The organism is Pseudomonas sp. A-RE-19, from assembly GCF_019956555.1.
GTDB lineage: Bacteria > Pseudomonadota > Gammaproteobacteria > Pseudomonadales > Pseudomonadaceae > Aquipseudomonas.
The window spans coordinates 33108-51245 of record NZ_JAHBDQ010000029.1; the positions used below are offsets into that span (position 1 = coordinate 33108).

Here is an 18138-nt window from a genome sequence, read left to right on the forward strand (position 1 = left end):
GAGCCTGCTCGCGATAGCGGTCTTAAATTCAAGGCAAAACCCCATGACACACCACAACGACATGCTGATCGTCGGCGCCGGCATTCTCGGCCTGTCCCACGCCTATGCCGCCGCCAGACGCGGCCTCAAGGTCAAAGTCTTCGAGCGCAGCGAAACGCCACTCGGCGCCTCGGTGCGCAACTTCGGCCAGGCACTGGTCACCGGCCAGCCACCCGGCCCGATGCTTGAACTGGCCAAGGCCAGCCGCGACATCTGGGGTCAATGGGCACAACTGGCGGGCCTGCAACTCAAGCGCAACGGCTCGTACCTGTTCGCCCGCACCGAAGCGGAAGAACACCTGCTGGAAGCCTTCTGCGCCGGTCGCGCCATGGCGCACGGTTACCGCGTCGAATTGCTGCGCGGTGCAGCATTGCGTGATTTATACGGCGGCCAGTTCAGCCATCACCGCGCCGCGTTGCACGGCATGGACGACCAGCAGCTGTATTCCCGCGAAGCGATTCCGGCGTTGATCGATTACCTGCGCCGCGAGTTGGGCGTCGAGTTTCACTTTTCCACGCTGGTGCGCGACATCGAGCCGGGCCGCTTGCACAGCACCGCCGGCACCTTCAGCGCGGAGCAAATCATCGTCTGCTCCGGCCACGATTATCAGACGCTGCTGGCCGAGCCGATTGCCGAACTCAACCTGCAAATCTGCCGTCTGCAAATGCTCCGCGCTCGCCCGCAGATCAACCTCAACCTGCAACATGCGCTGCTCACCGGTCTGAGTTGTGTGCATTACGGCGCCTTCGCCGATTTGCCGGAAGCCGCCGCGGTACAGGCGCAAATTCTGCGCGATGCACCCCATCTGCATGAAAACGGCATTCACTTGCTGATCAGCCCGACCCCTTATGGTGAGTTGATCATCGGCGATTCCCACCATTACGGCAGCGATCCATCACCGTTCAATGCCGAGCAGGTGGACGACTGGATGATTGAACTGGCCGAGCAGACGTTGGGCTGCAAGGTGCAAGTGGTCGAACGCTGGCAGGGCGTTTACGGTTCACGCGGGCCGGGGCCGTTCTCCTTTCTGCGTCCGATGCCGGGTGTGAGCATGGCGCTGATGCACACCGGTGTCGGCATGAGCGTCGGGCCGGCGATGGCTGAACGTAACGTCGCGGCTTTATTGGGAGACGGTTGATGGACGGCCATGCGCAAGTGATCGCCGGGGTGTTCGGTCTGTACGAGCGTTTTGGCGACAACGACTACATAGGCGAACCGGTGTCGCAGATCGAGCACATGTCACAAGCGGCCCAATTGGCGATGGCCGAGGGTTTCGATGACGAGGTGGTGCTGGCGGCGTTCTTTCATGACATCGGGCACCTGTGTAGCGAGAGTGCCGAGAGCATGGGCGGGTTTGGCGTGGTCAGCCATGAGCGCCTGGGCGCAGATTATTTGCGTCGCGCCGGCTTCAGCGAACGCCTGGCGCGGCTGGTGGAGTACCACGTTCAAGCCAAGCGTTATCTGACACTCAAAGAGCCCGGGTACTACGAGCGCTTGAGCGAAGCCAGTCGGCGGACGCTTGAGTATCAGGGCGGGGTGATGACAGCTGTCGAGGCTGAGGCGTTCGAGCAGGATCCGTTGTGTATCGTCAGTTTGCGGATGCGTCAGTGGGATGAGTTGGCCAAGGAGATGTGGGTGCCGGTGATTGATCTGGGCATCTTGAAGGAGAAGGCGTTGCGGCTGTTGGCCGCGTAGGGCCTCGGAACCGAGTGGCTGCCATCGCGAGCAGGCTCGCTCCCACATTGGATCTGTAAACGACGCTAATCCCCTGTGGGAGCGAGCCTGCTCGCGATGGGGCCAATCCAAACACCACAATTATTCCGGTTTTTACAACTGCTGCGCCAACACCTCAACCTGCTCCTGCCGCTCCGCCTGACTCAACTTCGAATTCGGATTAAGCGACGACCACTGCGGATGCGCCCGCGCCTTGTTCAGCGCTTCCGGCAGTTTGCCTTCGCGCCAGGTTTTGTCCTGCGGCGTGGCGACCTGAATGCTGTCCATCGCCGCGTGCCCGCGCTGGTTCAGGGCTTGCAGCAATTGCCGCTGGCGCAAGGCCAACAGCCGTAGCACACCGTCGTCGACGGTCAGTTCGCGCTGGCCTTTGATCTTGCCCAGCAGGCGGCTGCCGTAACTGCGGGCGGTTTGCAGGGCGCCGCCGGCAATTGCCCCGGCCAGTGCCGCCGCGCCGAGGGTCAGGCCGCCCACCAGCAAATCGACCCCGGCCCCGGCCGCCGCGCCGGCCGCGATACCGCCGCCGACCCGCACACCGAGCTGTTTCAGGGTTTCCGGGTTGAACAGGTCATCGCCCCAGCGGCCATCGAGTAGCGGCAGGTCACTGGCCGCCGCGTCTTGTGGGCGGAAGGCGTAGAGCTTGAGCAAGGCCTCGACGCAGCGTTGTTCGCGCTCACGCACCGCTTTGCGCAGTTCACTGATCGCTTGCTGTTCCTGCTCCGCCTCGCTGACCACGCTGCGGCGGCAGGCGGCGCAATCGATCAATAAATCGGCGATCAACTGAGCTGCACTTTGCTGTCGGGCCAGGCGTTGGGCCTGTTGATCGGCGATCAAACGTTGCAGTTGTTCGCGGGAGTTTTCCAGCAGCAGCGCGAGGCTTTCGTAGAGTCGACGTTCGCCATCTTCCGGCGGCGCGACGCTGTCGAACCGTACCAATGCGTGCAAGCCCAATCGCGCCAGGGCTTCACGCCAGTCAGGTTCGCGATGCTGGGCGCTGCTGACAAAGTTCAGCACCGGCAGCAGCGGTTTGCCGCAACTGGCCAGTACTTCCAGTTCGTCGCGGTACTTGGCCAGCACTGGTTCCCGGGCGTCGATCACATAGAGGCCAGCATCCGAGGCGAGCAACTGCCGCAGTACTTTGGCTTCTTGTTCGAAGCGCTGCCGGGCTTCGCTGCCCTCAAGGAATCGTGCCAGCCGTGCCGGGCCATCGAGGCGTTCACCGGGGCGTTCCAGGCGCTCGAGGTAGTCGAGCAGGGCGATGGCGTCTTCCAGGCCCGGCGTGTCGAAGAGGTCGAGCAACGGCTCGCCGTCGACCGACAATCGCGCGCCTTCGACGTGGCGAGTGGTGCTGGGACGATGGGACACTTCGCCGAAGCCGACGTCTCGCGTCAGCGTTCGCAGCAGCGAGGTTTTGCCGACGTTGGTGTGACCGACCACGGCGAGTTTCAAGGGCTGTTTCCAGGCGTCAGTCATGACCCGTCTCCAGCCAGTTCAACGGCGCGCAGTCGGCGAAGGGCAGGTCCAGTTGTTGTAGCGCAACATGCCAGTCGCCCAGGCGTTCGGCATCCAGCGCCGCGCCGGGCGGCGCTTGCAGCAACCAGACGCGGGTGGCGGTAGCGCTGCGAGCCAGTTCGGCGATCAGTGCCAGGCTGCCACGGTCGGGCGAGCGCTGCGGGTCGCAGGCGATGGCCAGACGCGCCGGGGGAAAGCGACTCAGCTGTTCGAGCAGTTTGTGCCGGGATTCACGGCTGTCGAGGATGCCGGCGTTGTTGACGTTTTTCGGCAGCTGCGGCGGCCAGGGGCGTTGGTCGTCCAGTTCGATGGCCACCAACAGCGCACCATCGCTTTGCAGGTCGCTGGCCGCGTTTTCAGCCCGATGAAGTTGTTCAGGCGCGGCATCGCTGATGCCCAGGCGTTCGCTGGTGGGCATCAGCCGTTCGCGCAGTTGGGCATAGCCGGGCAGGTTCAAATCCAGACGCAAGGCCGCTTGGCCGGTTTTCCAGCGCCACAGGCAGAACAGTGCAAGCAGCAAGCGCGGCAACACGCCGTACACCAGCAACACGCCCACCAGCCACGCCGCCCAGGCCTGACGGGCGCTTTCGATGTTCAATGCGGCATCGCCGCTGGCGCGGATCATCTCTACGCTGGGCACACTGAAACCCAGCAGGGACGGCAGAGCGCCGAGGGCTTGGGTCATGGCGACGAAGGTGTCGCCGCCGAGAATGGTGGTTTCCCAGACGAAGCCGTAGCGCCGGGTCGCCATCAGTGTCAGCACCATCACCAAAGCACTGAGCATCGCCAGCAACCACAATCCATTGACCAGCACGCCCAGCGCCCAACGATTGAGTTTGTGCCGCTGCAACAACAGCAGCAGGGCCGGTGCCAATTGCGCGGCGTTGGCATCGCGGGCGAATTTTTCACTGAGCCACAGCCACAAGCGTCCAAGGGCGGCACCGTGTTCGCCGGCGAACACCAGGCCCAGGGCCCAGCTCAGCAACAGAATCAGGTTCAACCCGAGCAGGCTGCCCAACGCCCAGAACACATTGACCGGGGTCTGGCCGTCGCCCAGCGCGGCAAACGCCAGCCCGGCTCCGCTGATCGCCGCCAATACGGCCAGCACGATCAGCGCCAGTCGCGCGCCTTGCAGCCAATGTTTGAGGGCGCGGGTCTGTCCGTCGCGCTCGGCCAGCCATTGGGCACGACGTTGAATACGCGTCGGCAGGTCGCCGCCGGCACTACGGGCGATTCGATTGGCTTCCAGATCGTCCAAGGGGCCTGCGTGTTCTTCACGCAGGCGGATGGTTTCGCTCAGCCAGAGGTTTTGCAGTGGAGTCAGTTCAGTCACGCGCCATCCCGTCGCTTAATTGAGCGATGAGCATAACCGCTGTGACGCTTATCGGGGTAAGGGAGGCTCTGGTATCCTCGCCGACATGACTAAATCACTCCCCCTCAGCCTGATCGCAGCCCTCGGTGAAAACCGTGTGATCGGCATCGACAACAGCATGCCCTGGCACTTGCCGGGGGACTTCAAATACTTCAAGGCCACCACCCTCGGCAAGCCGATCATCATGGGGCGCAAGACCTGGGATTCCCTCGGTCGTCCGCTGCCGGGCCGGTTGAACATCGTGGTCAGCCGTCAGACTGATCTGCAACTGGAAGGCGCGGAGGTGTATCCGTCGCTGGAGGCAGCGGTGGTTCGGGCGCAGCAATGGGCGAACGAGCAGGGCGTCGATGAGGTGATGTTGATTGGCGGCGCGCAGTTGTATGCGCAAGGGTTGGCACAGGCTGATCGGCTATACCTGACCCGCGTGGCGCTGAGCCCGGAAGGGGATGCGTGGTTTCCGGCGTTTGATTTGAACCAGTGGAAACTGGTGTCGAATGTTCCGAATCCGGCGGAGGGTGACAAGCCTGCCTACAACTTCGAAGTTTGGGAAAAGGTTTAAAAGCATCGCGAGCAGGCTCGCTCCCACATTGGTTCTGTGGTGAAACACACACCGTGTGAACACCATAGATCCCTTGTGGGAGCGAGCCTGCTCGCGAAGAGGCCCGCCCAGTCGCTGAAAGACTTAAGCGTGAGCCAACTCCGAATGCTCATCCGTCTCCAGCAACGCTTTATCCGTCTGCTGCATGATCTGGCTGGTAATCGCCCCAGCGGTGATCGACCCACTGACGTTCAACGCCGTACGACCCATATCAATCAACGGCTCAACCGAAATCAGCAACGCCACCAGTGACACCGGCAAACCCATGGCCGGCAGCACGATCAACGCGGCGAAGGTTGCACCACCACCGACCCCGGCCACCCCGGCCGAACTCAGCGTCACAATCGCCACCAACGTCGCGATCCACAGTGGGTCCAGCGGGTTGATGCCCACGGTCGGCGCGACCATCACCGCCAACATTGCCGGGTACAGACCGGCACAGCCGTTCTGGCCAATGGTCGCGCCGAACGAGGCGGCGAAACTGGCGATGGACTGTGGAATCCCCAAACGGCTGGTCTGGGCTTCGATGCTCAGCGGAATGGTGGCGGCGCTGGAGCGGCTGGTAAAGGCAAACGTCAGCACCGGCCAGATCTTGCGCAAGAACCGTAGCGGGTTGATCCCGGCCGCAGACACCAGCACGCCATGGACCACAAACATCAAGCCCAGGCCGACGTAGGACACCACCACAAAACTGCCGAGTTTGATGATGTCTTGCAGGTTGGAGCCGGCGACCACTTTGGTCATCAGCGCCAATACGCCGTATGGCGTCAGCTTCATCACCAGGCGAACCAAACGCATCACCCAGGCTTGCAAGGTGTCGATGGCGTTGATCACTTTCTGACCTTTCTCGACGTCATCCTTGAGCAGTTGCAGCGCCGCGACCCCAAGGAACGCGGCAAAAATCACCACACTGATAATCGAAGTCGGCTTGGCGCGAGCGAGGTCGGCGAACGGGTTCTGCGGGATGAACGACAGCAGCAGCTGCGGCACATTCAGGTCAGCGACCTTGCCCGCGTAATCGGTCTGAATGGTTTGCAGGCGAGCCATTTCCTGGGTGCCGGCGACCAGGCCTTCGGCGGTGAGGCCGAACAGGTTGGTCAAGCCGATGCCGATCAGCGCCGCGATGGCGGTGGTGAACAGCAGCGTGCCGATGGTCAGGAAGCTGATCTTGCCCAGCGACGAAGCGTTGTGCAGGCGCGCCACGGCGCTGAGGATCGAGGCAAACACCAATGGGATCACGATCATTTGCAGCAACTGCACATAACCGTTGCCCACCAGATCGAACCAGCCGATCGAGGCTTTCAGGACCGGGTTACCCGCACCGTAAATCGTGTGCAGAGCAACACCGAACACCACGCCCAGTAGCAGTGCCAGCAGAACCTTTTTGGCCAGGCTCCAAGTGGTATGACGGGTTTGCGCCAGGCCAACGAGCAAGGCGAGGAATACCAGCAGATTGAGGATCAGCGGCAGATTCATAGAGGCTCCAATAAACGTGTCAGCCGCATTCCGGCGCAGCTGCGAACTGGCAAGCCTAACAGCTTGATATGTAATGAATTAATATCAAAAACAGCGGTTGTCTGTCGCTTTTGGAATAAGCGGCTGACGCTGTGGGGAATGCCTCTGGCGGGATCAGGATGTAAGCGGTCGCGGGCAGACGAGGACTGTCACACTTATTTGTTAGCGTCGATTTCTTTGACTCAGGGAGAAACGCCGATGAAGCTTGCACCGAAATTTCTAGCCGCCGCATTGGGATTGAGTTTGGGCCTGGGCCTTGCCGGGCAGGTATTCGCTACCGATTTGAAGCACTGGCCAGCCGATCAGGCCAAGGCGCTGGACGCGATGATCGCGGCCAATGCCAACAAGGGTAACTTCGCGGTGTTCGACATGGACAACACGAGTTACCGCTATGACCTCGAAGAGTCATTGCTGCCGTTCATGGAAAACAAGGGCCTGATCACCCGCGAGAGCCTCGATCCCTCCCTGAAACTGATCCCGTTCAAAGACACCGCCGACCACAAGGAAAGCCTGTTCAGCTACTACTATCGTCTCTGCGAAATCGACGACATGGTCTGCTATCCATGGGTCGCCCAAGTGTTTTCCGGCTTCACGCTTCAAGAGCTCAAGGGCAACGTCGATGAGCTGATGGCGTCTGGCAAACCGGTGCCGAGCACTTATTACGACGGCGACGTGGTCAAGACCATCGACGTCCAGCCACCGAAAGTCTTCACCGGCCAGGCCGAGCTCTACAACAAGCTGATGGAGAACGGCATTGAGGTCTACGTGATGACCGCCGCCTCCGAAGAATTGGTGCGCATGGTCGCTGCCGATCCGAAGTACGGCTACAACGTCAAACCGCAGAACGTGATCGGCGTGACCACGATGCTCAAGGACCGCAAGACTGGCGAGCTGACCACGGCGCGTAAGCAGATCACGGCCGGCAAGTATGACGAGAAGGCCAACCTTGGCCTCGAGTTGACCCCGTACCTGTGGACTCCGGCAACCTGGATGGCCGGCAAGCAGGCGGCGATCCTGACCTACATCGATGAATGGAAAAAACCGGTGCTGGTGGGTGGTGATACGCCGAGCAGCGACGGTTACATGCTGTTCCACAGCGTCGACGTGTCCAAGGGCGGCATTCATTTGTGGGTTAACCGCAAAGACAAGTACATGACCCAGATTAACGGCATGATGGCCAAGCACGCTGCGGCCCAGGCCAAAGAAGGGTTGGCGGTGACGGCGGACAAGAACTGGGTGATCGTGAAGCCGGAAGAGATTCAGTAAGCACCGAGGATCTAAATGTGGGAGCGAGCCTGCTCGCGAAGGCGGTGTGTCATTCAGCATTGGTGTTGACTGACCCGGCGCTTTCGCGAGCAGGCTCGCTCCCACAGTTGATCTCCAGTGTTTGGGGGATTTTGGTCAAAAAAATGCCCCGCACTTGGCGGGGCATTTTTTTGTTCGACGGTTAAGTATTACAACCCGTCGAGCATCGCCTTGTTACGTACCGCACCCTTGTCGGCGCTGGTGGCCAACAGGGCATAGGCTTTCAGTGCAGTGGTCACTTTACGTGGACGCACTTCCACCGGTTTCCAGCCTTTCTTGTCCTGCTCGGCGCGGCGCGCGGCCATTTCTTCATCGCTGATCAACAGGTTGATCGAGCGGTTCGGAATGTCGATCAGTACCTTGTCGCCATCCTGCACCAGACCGATCGCGCCGCCGGCAGCGGCTTCTGGCGAAGCGTGGCCGATGGACAGGCCCGAAGTGCCGCCGGAGAAACGACCATCGGTGAGCAGGGCGCAGGCTTTGCCCAGGCCTTTGGATTTCAGGTAAGACGTCGGGTACAGCATTTCCTGCATGCCCGGGCCGCCTTTCGGGCCTTCGTAGCGAATGATCACGATATCGCCAGCCTTCACTTCGTCGGCAAGGATGCCGCGTACGGCGCTGTCCTGGCTTTCGAAGATCTTCGCGTTGCCTTCGAAGACGTGGATCGATTCGTCGACGCCCGCGGTTTTCACCACGCAACCGTCCAGGGCGATGTTGCCGTACAGAACGGCCAGGCCGCCTTCTTTCGAGTAAGCGTGTTCGACACTGCGGATGCAGCCGTTTTCACGGTCGTCGTCCAGGGTTTCCCAACGGGTCGACTGGCTGAACGCGGTTTGCGTCGGGATGCCCGCCGGGCCGGCCTTGAAGAAGTGATGCACGGCTTCGTCGGTCGTCTGGGTGATGTCCCACTTGGCAATGCCTTCGGCCATGGTCTTGCTGTGCACGGTCGGCAGGTCGGTGTGCAGCAGGCCGCCACGGGCCAGGGAGCCAAGGATGCTGAAGATCCCGCCAGCACGGTGCACGTCTTCCATGTGGTATTTCTGGATGTTCGGCGCGACCTTGCACAGTTGCGGTACATGGCGGGAGAGGCGGTCGATGTCGCGCAGGTCGAAATCGATCTCGGCTTCCTGGGCCGCGGCCAGCAAGTGCAGGATGGTGTTGGTGGAACCGCCCATGGCGATGTCCAGGGTCATGGCGTTTTCGAACGCCTTGAAGTTGGCGATGTTGCGCGGCAACACCGACTCATCGTTCTCGCCGTAATAACGTTTGCACAGCTCGACGATGGTGCGGCCAGCTTGCAGGAACAGCTGTTCGCGATCGCTGTGGGTGGCCAGGGTCGAACCGTTGCCCGGCAACGCAAGACCGAGGGCTTCGGTCAGGCAGTTCATCGAGTTGGCGGTGAACATGCCGGAGCAGGAGCCGCAAGTAGGGCAGGCACTACGCTCGTACTCGGCGACTTTCTCGTCGGATGCGCTGGAGTCGGCGGCGATCACCATGGCGTCGACCAGGTCGAGACCGTGGCTGGCCAGTTTGGTCTTGCCGGCTTCCATCGGACCGCCGGACACGAAGATCACCGGGATGTTCAGGCGCAAGGCGGCCATCAGCATGCCAGGGGTGATCTTGTCGCAGTTGGAGATGCAGACGATGGCGTCGGCGCAGTGGGCGTTGACCATGTATTCGACGGAGTCGGCAATGATCTCGCGGCTCGGCAGCGAATAAAGCATGCCGTCGTGGCCCATGGCGATGCCGTCATCCACGGCGATGGTGTTGAATTCCTTGGCGACGCCGCCGGCCCGTTCGATTTCGCGAGCGACCAGTTGGCCCAGGTCCTTGAGGTGCACATGGCCCGGTACGAACTGGGTAAAGGAGTTGGCAATGGCGATGATCGGCTTCTTGAAGTCGTCATCTTTCATCCCCGTGGCGCGCCACAGTGCGCGGGCACCGGCCATGTTGCGGCCGTGGGTGGATGTTTTCGAGCGGTAATCAGGCATGAAGCACTCCGGGCGGCTAATCAGGTATCAAAAGGGAAGTGAGCTTCTATTGACGTCTGGAACACTCAGAAATGGCCGTGTGTCCGGAAGTTGCCGATAACTTTGCGGGATCGCCGCGCGCTTCAGCTTGAGCTCATAAACCCGCCGGGGGATGACTGGCGATGAATCTTGCGATTCTACACCGCTGGCGTCAGGAGGGAATGCCGGAAAGCGCTGATCCAGCGCTGACGAGGCGTGTGGGATGACGACTGGCGGGATTATTCGATGCTTGGGCTGATTCTTGGGCTTTTGACACGACTGTTGATACGGCTATTAAGTGCCAGCGCCACGCCGCTCAAGACGATGAAGCTGTATCCCAGCGTGGATTGCAAGTTGGCGGGGCTCAAGCTGATGAGTGCACTGATCAACCCGCCGCAGATGAAAATCACCGTGCTGCCGGCCGACGCCGAGGTTCCTGCATTTTCAGGGAACAGGCTCATGGCTTTGGAGGTGGCGGCCGGTCGGGCGATGGTGGTGCCGGCGGTACAGATGAGCATCGGTATCAGCACGGTGATCGGTGACAGCGCAAAGTGGTTTGAGAGGTAAAGCATGATCAGGCCGGACAGCAGGATCAGGCTCAGCCCGCTGATGATTTGATGACCGGGACTGATGTGCTTACCCAGCAGAATCGCAACACTGCCGCCAACGATGTAGGCACCGCCATATACCAGCAGGATCAGCGAGAAGTCATAGGCCGATAGCTGGAGTTGATCCATGAAAATCAGCGGTGAAATGACGATGAAGGAAAAGTGGCAGGCGAAAGCGAAGGCTGAAATCAGCCAGTAGGACAGGAAGTCGAAATCGCACAAGACCCGGCGGTAGGGCTGGAAGATAGCCGGTCGCGCTCCGGTTGCCGCCGGGCGAGTGTTTTCGAGAAAAAAACAGGCTTTGAGCAGCACGATGGCAGCCAGTGCGGTAAATACCCAGAAACTGCCCTGCCAACCCAGGGTGGCTTGCAGGAACGTACCGGCCAAGGGTGAGACCGAGATGAAAATGCCGGTGGCGGTGACCATCAGGATCCGCAAGCGGTCACGTTCCTCACCCTCGAACAGATCCTGAACCAGCGCTTGTGACAGTACGAAACACCCGCATCCGAGCGCCTGAATGATACGGAACAGAAGAAAGTGGGAATAATCCGTGGTCAGTATGCAGCCCACCGCACCGAGCATCGAAACGGTTATGCCGGCGAGCAGCAGTCCTTTGCGCCCGATCACATCCGACAACGGCCCGATCAGCAGTTGAGACGCCGCGATGCCAACGGCAAACAGACTGATCGAGAGCGCAATGTCGGCGGGCGCGCTGCGAAAGTGTTCGGCAAGCGCAGGGAATGAGGGAAGCAGGACATCCAGCGGGAACACGCCAAGCAGCACCATTGCCAACAACAGGCTGACGGCCCCCCGACGTTGTTTGACGGTCGGTGCAGATCGTCTTTCATTCATCGATCAGTCCTGCCTTCATGAAAAGTTGACGGTTGTCAGGCAGGTCGAAGAAGCCGGCTTTTTTCAGCGCCTGAAGCGTCGCGCCAGCGCCGGAGCGTGCACGCTGACGGGTGGCTTGCGGGCTGGTCAGTTCGCCGAGAACCTGCGTGACGACGGTCTCGTCGAGACCTGCGCCCTGCAGGCTTTGCCGCATCCACCGCTCATCGACCTCGAAGAAAATCCGGATGATGTCCAGTAGCAGCCTGGCGGCGAACGTTCGTTGACGGCTGTTCAACGTCAGCCACAGGTAATGGAACACTTCAGAGAAGTAGCGGCTGTGGCGCGCCTCGTCCGCCAGATGATCCCTGAGCATTGCCAGGACGCTGGACACCAGGTCGTCACGGCAGACGTCGAGCAGTTCCCTGGCAATGATCGTCTCCGATACGAACCCGACGAGAAACCAGGCCAGCGCCCTGTGTTTATCAGGTGTGCGGTCGAGCAGGGTGTTCAATCGCATGATGCGGTGCGGCATGACCGGGCGCGGGCTGATCCCGTAGAACCCGGCAATCTGCTCGGCAAGGCTGTTGGAGAACAGCGCGTGATAACCCTCGTCGGTATAAAGCTGAAGCGCGGCGGTTTTCATCCGCGAAGGGATGTTGACCTTCAGTTCGCCGTGGATGATGGTTTCCACGGATCGGTTGACGATGCGGTGTTCAAGCAAAGTGGTGTAGTCGAGGAAGTACACCAGGTGATTGGCCGACAGCCGATGGATGACGGTCTGGCCCAGCGCTTGGATAGCCGGGTGTTTCAGGTAGGCCAGGAACATCGGGGGGGACCAGTGGCGTGTTTCCAGTTGCTGTTCCAGGTCGGGCGGTAACAGGTAGTCATGCTCGCTGGTTCGTACCGACGCGCGAGTATTCCAGTCGCCGAGGGTGAAACGCAGAGCCCAGGACACGGGGCGGTCTACCGGCGCTATGATGGGGGCGGTCATTGTTGCGGCTCCCGATTGTTCAGCAGATCTTTCAATTCCTTGCACATCACCTGTCCGTCGCTGTGGCCACAGCCAACAAAAAACAACGGTTGTTCCGCGCTGTTCTCGAGCGTCAGTAACGTTTCGACCTGATCGTCCGTCAGCGCGCCGGTCAGCCACGTGTTTAACCCCAGCGCAGTGGCCACCAGTTGAAAGGTTTGGGAAATATGGCCAGCTTCGACGTAAGCCATTCGGTAGGCTCGCGAGTGCTCATATTTCCACCACAGCTTGTCGAATCGACTGGTGATGAACAGACCCACTGGCAGGTTATTGATGAAATGTTGCCCACACAGCAACTGCCCCAGTGGCAAGCGAGGCAATGGGTTGATGAAGCTCAATGAGTGATCGCAGGGATGGTAGGCGTAGAGCCCGGGATTCAGGCCGTTGACGTTTTGTACGAGAAGAAAACCTTCGCAAGCATTCAGTCCGCCCCCGGACGGGCTGCTGCGCCGGGCACCGAGACCTTCGACGATGGTTTCGTCGACGTCGTTGTCACGCTCATGCAAATAACCCAGGGACAGGTAAAGCAGAGTGCTGACATCCTTCAGTGAAACCGCTGCATCCGTGAAAGTGCGGCAGGTTTTTCGGCCGAGGAGGGCGTTTGCAAGAGAGCCTTCTGGCAGGCAGAAAGGTTTTGGCAGAGCAATGAGTTCATGTGCGCGGCACTCCGAAAGTCTGTCGTCCGGTGTGGGCGCATTCAATACTTCGGTGCAATGGTCCAAATAGTGTCTCGACCATTCATGAATATTCTCAGGAACATGTTCGCAGGGAATGTTCTTTGTGCCGATATGGAATATTTTTGACAGTTCATCCCAGCCCCATTCAATAGCCTCTTGTATTGAGGTTGTGAGTATTCCGGCATTTAAAAGCTGAGTGTCTATTGTATGGTTGTCGTTATACAGTTTGGGGTTGTCGATAAGTTGTATAAGTCGGGTTGAGTATTCCAGGTTCAGTTCAAATTGTTTGTGGTTCTTGTAGTCCCAGACTATCTGGCCGGGCGTGCGGGGAAGTATGAACAGGTAGGGGTTTATCTGCATGATGGGCGGTTCGCTCTGGACTGTGCCATAGAAAACGCTGGGTAGCCGGCACTCCCCAGCGTCTCATTTACTTAGCGGGCTTTTGGCGCAACCAGAAAAGCCAGATTAGCGATCTTGTTAGCTTCCAGAGTAATTGCTTTCATGTTTTAGACTCCTTGTCATTGATAGTGAGTGTCACACTTTGCGGTGACAACTTAATCATAGGCGGTAATGAATTCTTATCAAGGGGGTATTAGGTAGGAATATTCCAGTAATATTGTCGGAGCGATCTGTAGGTTGGAGCAAGTTTGTAAGTTATCTACTTTTAAATAATGGATGCAAGGAAACGTCCTGCAAGCCAGTAGGACCGCAAGAGTAAGACATCGGGATTGAAGAGAGGATGTTGTGGCGTTAAAACGGCTGACGGAGAGCCTGTTGGCTCCCCGTCAAACCAGCGTACTCAGCTGTTTGGCAGCAGACGGCAGGTGATGCTCTTGATGTAGCGGGTCTCGGCAATCGCCGGGTGAACCGGATGATCCGGGCCCTGTCCGCCGCGCTCCAGCATCTGGATGTTGCGGTCCAGGTGACGGGCGCTGGTCAGCAGAATGTTCTGCAGATCGTCTTCCGGCAGGTGCATCGAGCACGAAGCACTGACCAGGATGCCGTCCTTGCTAAGCAGGCGCATGGCTTGCTCGTTCAGACGACGGTAAGCACCTTCACCGTTTTTCATGTCTTTCTTGCGTTTGATGAACGCAGGAGGGTCGGCCACGATGACGTCGAAACGCTCTTCGCTGGCTTTCAGTTCCTTCAAGGCTTCGAACACGTCGCCTTCAATGCAGGTCATTTTTTCGGCGAAACCGTTCAGCGCGGCGTTGCGCTCCACGCCATCGAGGGCGAAGGCCGAAGCATCGACGCAGAACACTTCACTGGCGCCGAAGGCAGCCGCTTGCACGCCCCAGCCGCCGATGTAGCTGTACAGGTCCAGTACGCGTTTGCCTTTGGCATAAGGCGCCAGACGCGCGCGGTTCATGCGGTGGTCGTAGAACCAGCCGGTTTTCTGTCCCTGGATGACCGGCGCTTCGAATTTCACGCCGTTCTCTTCCAGCGCGACCCATTCCGGCACCAGGCCGAACACGGTTTCGACGTAGCGGTTGAGGCCTTCGGCATCACGGGCGGCGGAGTCGTTCTTGAACAGAATGCCGCTTGGCTTGAGCACTTGGGTCAGCGCCGCGATCACGTCATCTTTGTGAGCTTCCATGGTCGCCGAGGCGATCTGCACCACCAGAATGTCGCCGAAACGGTCAACCACCAGGCCTGGCAACAGGTCGGAGTCACCGTAGACCAGGCGATAGAACGGCTTGTCGAACAGGCGATCGCGCAGGGACAGGGCAACGTTCAGGCGATGCACCAGCAGCGACTTGTCCAGCGGCAACTTGATGTCGCGCGACAACAGGCGGGCGCAGATCAGGTTGTTCGGACTCATGGCAACGATGCCCAGCGGCTTGCCACCGGCGGCTTCGAGGATCGCCTGATCGCCGGCCTTGAAGCCGTGCAAAGGAGTAGCGGCTACATCGATTTCGTTGCTGTAGACCCACAAGTGGCCGTTTCGCAGGCGACGGTCGGCGTTGGCTTTGAGGCGCAGGCTAGGCAGGGACATGACGTCGCTCCGGAAAAAAGAGCGGGAGTATAACGTGTTGCGCAAGGGCTCGGCTTGGCGGATGGACATGCGGTGAGGGGCCAGCAACTTGTGGGAGCGAGCCTGCTCGCGATGACGGCGGTACATTCAGCATCAATGTTGGCTAATCCGACGCTATCGCGAGCAGGCTCGCTCCCACAGGGAGTGCATTTGTTCTGGGCAATAAATGAAATTTCGGCGACATAGCCGCGGATGTGTCGGACCCATCTTCTTAAGGGTTAGAATCCCCGCCTTACCCGGAGTGCGTACTGATGTCCCAAGAACTGACGACCGAACAGATTCAACAGTCCCTGCAAGGCATCAGCGTGCCGCCCCAGCCGCAGATAATGGTGGATCTGCAGATGGAGCAGTACATGCCCGATCCGGACCTGGAAGTGATCGCGAAGCTGATCTCTCAGGACCCGGGCCTTTCCGGCGCCTTGCTGAAAATCGTCAACTCGCCGTATTACGGCTTGAGCAACAAAATCACCGCGATCCAGCGGGCAGTGAACCTGTTGGGCAGCCGTTCGATCATCAACCTGATCAATGCACAGTCGATCAAGGGCGAGCTCAACGACGACGCCATCGTCACCCTCAACCGTTTCTGGGACACGGCGCAGGACGTGGCGATGACGTGCCTGACCCTGGCCAAACGCGTCGGTGTCCAGGCCGGTGATGAAGCCTATGCGCTGGGCCTGTTCCACGATTGCGGCATCCCGCTGATGCTCAAGAAATTCCCCGATTACATGAAAGTGCTGGAACAGGCCTATGGCAATGCCAGCGCCGAATGCCGCGTAGTGGATACCGAGAACAAGCAATACAACACCAACCACGCCGTGGTCGGGTATTACACCGCCAAATCCTGGCGCCTGCCGGAACATGTCACCCAGGCCATCGCCAATCATCACAACGCCCTGGCTATTTTCAGCGATGAGTCGTCGCGCAATACGCCGCTGAAAAACTTGCTGGCGCTCCTGAAGATGGCCGAGCACATTTGCGCCTCCTTCCGGGTGCTGGGCAACCAGTCCGAAGACCATGAATGGAACAGTGTCGGGCCCCTTGTGCTCGATTACATCGGTCTATCGGAATACGATTTCGAAACCCAGAAACAAGAGATTCGCGACCTCGCCACTCGTTGAGTGTCGAACCTCGCCTGATTCGAGAGCCCCATGCCTGAACTGCCGGAAGTCGAAACCACCCGCCGCGGGATAGCGCCGCACCTGGAAGGCCAGCGCGTCAGCCGGGTAATCGTGCGTGAGCGCCGTCTGCGCTGGCCGATCCCCGAAGACCTGGATGTGCGGTTGTCCGGCCAGCGCATCGTGCTGGTGGAGCGCCGCGCCAAGTACCTGTTGATCAATGCCGAAGTTGGCACGCTGATCAGTCATTTGGGCATGTCGGGGAATCTGCGGCTGGTGGAAGTCGGCATGCCGGCGGCCAAGCATGAGCATGTGGACATTGAACTGGAATCGGGCCTGGCCCTGCGTTACACCGATCCGCGACGGTTCGGGGCGATGCTCTGGAGTCTGGACCCACTCAACCATGAACTGCTGATCCGACTCGGGCCGGAGCCGTTGACCGACCTGTTTGACGGCGAGCGACTGTTCCAGCAATCGCGCGGGCGTTCCATGGCGGTCAAACCGTTCATCATGGACAACGCGGTGGTGGTCGGCGTCGGCAATATCTACGCGACCGAAGCGTTGTTTGCGGCGGGCATCGACCCGCGCCGTGAAGCCAAGAGCATTTCCCGGGCGCGCTATTTGAAGCTGGCGATCGAGATCAAGCGCATCCTTGCCCTCGCCATCGAGCGCGGCGGCACCACGTTGCGGGACTTTATCGGTGGCGACGGTCAGCCGGGCTATTTCCAGCAGGAACTGTTCGTGTACGGCCGTGGCGGTGAACACTGCAAGGTCTGTGGCACGGGGTTGCGAGAGGTCAAGCTTGGGCAGCGCGCCAGTGTCTTTTGTCCGCGTTGTCAGAGCTGATATCGGCTACGGTCTATAGTCAGTGTTCTCACTGCCTAGCCGAAGGACCGTGCCATGAATCTGTTTCGAACCCTTGTCGTCACGCTGCTGCTGAGTGTCGGTGCGTCCGCGCTGGCGGCTGAGAACGGCAGCGGCGATCCGCGTTACACCATCCAGAACCCACCGGCCTACGCCATGCTTGGCGATTTACTGATTGCCCGACCGTTATTGGTGGTGGCGACGGTGATCGGTGCCGGGGCGTTTGTGGTGTCGTTGCCGTTTACCGCGCTGGGTGGCGGCATTGGCGATGCTGGGCAGGCGTTGGTGGTCGACCCGGCGAAAGCCGCATTTGTGCGTTGCCTGGGGTGTATCGGGGAGGGGTTTGAGCAGCAGGAGTGAGGCAGATTCAGAGTCTTCGCTGTAGCTGATGGCCTCATCGCGAGCAGGCTCGCTCCCACATTTGATCAGTGTCGTTCACAAATCCAATGTGGGAGCGAGCCTGCTCGCGATGGGGCCGGCACAAACACTACAAAAATATCTGACTCAAGCCTTACCGGTAATCTTCCGGTACTTCTCCATCAACTGTTCTTCAGTCTCCGGATGGGCCTCGTCCAGCGGGATGCAATCCACCGGGCAGACCTGCTGGCACTGCGGTTCGTCATAGTGGCCGACACATTGTGTGCATAGGTTCGGGTCGATCACGTAGATCTCTTCGCCCTGGGAAATGGCGGCGTTCGGGCACTCGGGTTCGCAGACGTCGCAGTTGATGCAATCGTCGGTGATGATCAGGGACATGCTAACTCCAGCCAGGGCGGCAGGCCCAGGCGCAATAAACCAATGCGCGCAATTGTGCCGCATTGGCGCCCGCAGTGCACGCGGGCGCGATCAAGTGCAGCAGATCGCAGGCGGCGGTAACCCCAAAAGATCGCAGCCTGC

Annotated in this window: 16 protein-coding genes; 7 read left to right on the top strand and 9 right to left on the bottom strand. The window is 59.8% G+C overall.

Going from position 1 to position 18138, the window contains the following annotated elements:
* The first annotated feature begins 43 nt into the window (after positions 1-43).
* On the top strand, positions 44-1177 hold the full coding sequence (locus tag KGB14_RS18765; RefSeq protein WP_223488233.1) for a TIGR03364 family FAD-dependent oxidoreductase: 1134 nt from the start codon (positions 44-46) through the stop codon (positions 1175-1177).
* Positions 1177-1734 (top strand): phosphonate degradation HD-domain oxygenase, encoded by a 558-nt coding sequence (locus KGB14_RS18770; RefSeq protein WP_223488234.1) that lies wholly within the window; start codon positions 1177-1179, stop codon positions 1732-1734. The genes KGB14_RS18765 and KGB14_RS18770 overlap by 1 nt, the downstream gene beginning before the upstream one ends.
* 132 nt (positions 1735-1866) lie before the next feature.
* Here KGB14_RS18770 and KGB14_RS18775 read toward each other — a convergent pair whose 3' ends face one another.
* Positions 1867-3243 (bottom strand): GTPase/DUF3482 domain-containing protein, encoded by a 1377-nt coding sequence (locus KGB14_RS18775; protein WP_223488235.1) that lies wholly within the window; start codon positions 3241-3243, stop codon positions 1867-1869.
* Entirely contained in the window at positions 3236-4615 is a 1380-nt protein-coding gene (locus tag KGB14_RS18780) for a DUF2868 domain-containing protein (protein WP_223488236.1), read from the bottom strand. Before KGB14_RS18780 ends, KGB14_RS18775 begins: the two co-directional genes overlap by 8 nt.
* 85 nt (positions 4616-4700) lie before the next feature.
* Between KGB14_RS18780 and KGB14_RS18785 the strand changes: the two genes are divergently transcribed.
* Positions 4701-5213, top strand: a complete 513-nt coding sequence (locus KGB14_RS18785; protein WP_223488237.1) for a dihydrofolate reductase — start codon at positions 4701-4703, stop codon at positions 5211-5213.
* Positions 5214-5336: 123 nt separating this feature from the next.
* Here KGB14_RS18785 and KGB14_RS18790 read toward each other — a convergent pair whose 3' ends face one another.
* Complete coding sequence (locus KGB14_RS18790; protein ID WP_223488238.1) at positions 5337-6728, bottom strand: L-cystine transporter; 1392 nt, start codon at positions 6726-6728, stop codon at positions 5337-5339.
* Between the two features lie 237 nt (positions 6729-6965).
* Between KGB14_RS18790 and KGB14_RS18795 the strand changes: the two genes are divergently transcribed.
* Positions 6966-8033, top strand: a complete 1068-nt coding sequence (locus KGB14_RS18795) for a haloacid dehalogenase-like hydrolase (protein WP_223488239.1) — start codon at positions 6966-6968, stop codon at positions 8031-8033.
* A 188-nt stretch (positions 8034-8221) separates the two neighbouring features.
* Here KGB14_RS18795 and ilvD read toward each other — a convergent pair whose 3' ends face one another.
* From ilvD to KGB14_RS18820, 5 genes are all read right to left on the bottom strand, one after another.
* Complete coding sequence (ilvD, locus tag KGB14_RS18800) at positions 8222-10063, bottom strand: dihydroxy-acid dehydratase (RefSeq protein WP_223488240.1); 1842 nt, start codon at positions 10061-10063, stop codon at positions 8222-8224.
* Between the two features lie 257 nt (positions 10064-10320).
* Entirely contained in the window at positions 10321-11541 is a 1221-nt protein-coding gene (locus KGB14_RS18805; protein ID WP_223488241.1) for an MFS transporter, read from the bottom strand.
* On the bottom strand, positions 11534-12511 hold the full coding sequence (locus KGB14_RS18810; protein ID WP_223488242.1) for a diiron oxygenase: 978 nt from the start codon (positions 12509-12511) through the stop codon (positions 11534-11536). The genes KGB14_RS18805 and KGB14_RS18810 overlap by 8 nt, the downstream gene beginning before the upstream one ends.
* Positions 12508-13587, bottom strand: a complete 1080-nt coding sequence (locus KGB14_RS18815) for a SagB family peptide dehydrogenase (RefSeq protein ID WP_223488243.1) — start codon at positions 13585-13587, stop codon at positions 12508-12510. Before KGB14_RS18815 ends, KGB14_RS18810 begins: the two co-directional genes overlap by 4 nt.
* A gap of 439 nt (positions 13588-14026) precedes the next feature.
* On the bottom strand, positions 14027-15223 hold the full coding sequence (locus KGB14_RS18820) for a class I SAM-dependent rRNA methyltransferase (protein WP_017341306.1): 1197 nt from the start codon (positions 15221-15223) through the stop codon (positions 14027-14029).
* Between the two features lie 344 nt (positions 15224-15567).
* Here KGB14_RS18820 and KGB14_RS18825 point away from each other — a divergent pair, with 344 nt between their 5' ends.
* From KGB14_RS18825 to KGB14_RS18835, 3 genes are read left to right on the top strand one after another with little or no spacing between them, the layout of a single operon-like run.
* The gene (locus KGB14_RS18825; protein ID WP_223488256.1) at positions 15568-16380 is read left to right on the top strand and encodes an HDOD domain-containing protein; all 813 of its coding nucleotides are present in this window, start codon (positions 15568-15570) and stop codon (positions 16378-16380) included.
* A 30-nt stretch (positions 16381-16410) separates the two neighbouring features.
* Positions 16411-17223 carry a bifunctional DNA-formamidopyrimidine glycosylase/DNA-(apurinic or apyrimidinic site) lyase gene (gene mutM, locus KGB14_RS18830; RefSeq protein ID WP_008007376.1) on the top strand — a complete coding sequence of 271 codons (813 nt, stop codon included), beginning with the start codon at positions 16411-16413 and terminating at the stop codon, positions 17221-17223.
* 54 nt (positions 17224-17277) lie between these two features.
* Positions 17278-17601, top strand: a complete 324-nt coding sequence (locus tag KGB14_RS18835) for a multidrug transporter (RefSeq protein ID WP_223488244.1) — start codon at positions 17278-17280, stop codon at positions 17599-17601.
* 144 nt (positions 17602-17745) lie between these two features.
* Here the strand turns inward: KGB14_RS18835 and KGB14_RS18840 are convergent, their stop codons facing one another.
* Positions 17746-17997 carry a YfhL family 4Fe-4S dicluster ferredoxin gene (locus KGB14_RS18840; RefSeq protein WP_003195146.1) on the bottom strand — a complete coding sequence of 84 codons (252 nt, stop codon included), beginning with the start codon at positions 17995-17997 and terminating at the stop codon, positions 17746-17748.
* Between the last annotated feature and the right edge of the window lie 141 nt (positions 17998-18138).

Coding starts and splice junctions, on each gene's coding strand:
- KGB14_RS18785 (WP_223488237.1), top strand. CDS start 4,701: ATGACTAAATCACTCCCCCTCAGCCTGATCGCAGCCCTCGGTGAAAAC.
- KGB14_RS18815 (WP_223488243.1), bottom strand. CDS start 13,587: ATGCAGATAAACCCCTACCTGTTCATACTTCCCCGCACGCCCGGCCAG.
- KGB14_RS18765 (WP_223488233.1), top strand. CDS start 44: ATGACACACCACAACGACATGCTGATCGTCGGCGCCGGCATTCTCGGC.
- KGB14_RS18835 (WP_223488244.1), top strand. CDS start 17,278: ATGAATCTGTTTCGAACCCTTGTCGTCACGCTGCTGCTGAGTGTCGGT.
- KGB14_RS18775 (WP_223488235.1), bottom strand. CDS start 3,243: ATGACTGACGCCTGGAAACAGCCCTTGAAACTCGCCGTGGTCGGTCAC.
- KGB14_RS18840 (WP_003195146.1), bottom strand. CDS start 17,997: ATGTCCCTGATCATCACCGACGATTGCATCAACTGCGACGTCTGCGAA.
- ilvD (WP_223488240.1), bottom strand. CDS start 10,063: ATGCCTGATTACCGCTCGAAAACATCCACCCACGGCCGCAACATGGCC.
- KGB14_RS18795 (WP_223488239.1), top strand. CDS start 6,966: ATGAAGCTTGCACCGAAATTTCTAGCCGCCGCATTGGGATTGAGTTTG.
- KGB14_RS18770 (WP_223488234.1), top strand. CDS start 1,177: ATGGACGGCCATGCGCAAGTGATCGCCGGGGTGTTCGGTCTGTACGAG.
- KGB14_RS18790 (WP_223488238.1), bottom strand. CDS start 6,728: ATGAATCTGCCGCTGATCCTCAATCTGCTGGTATTCCTCGCCTTGCTC.
- mutM (WP_008007376.1), top strand. CDS start 16,411: ATGCCTGAACTGCCGGAAGTCGAAACCACCCGCCGCGGGATAGCGCCG.
- KGB14_RS18805 (WP_223488241.1), bottom strand. CDS start 11,541: ATGAATGAAAGACGATCTGCACCGACCGTCAAACAACGTCGGGGGGCC.
- KGB14_RS18820 (WP_017341306.1), bottom strand. CDS start 15,223: ATGTCCCTGCCTAGCCTGCGCCTCAAAGCCAACGCCGACCGTCGCCTG.
- KGB14_RS18810 (WP_223488242.1), bottom strand. CDS start 12,511: ATGACCGCCCCCATCATAGCGCCGGTAGACCGCCCCGTGTCCTGGGCT.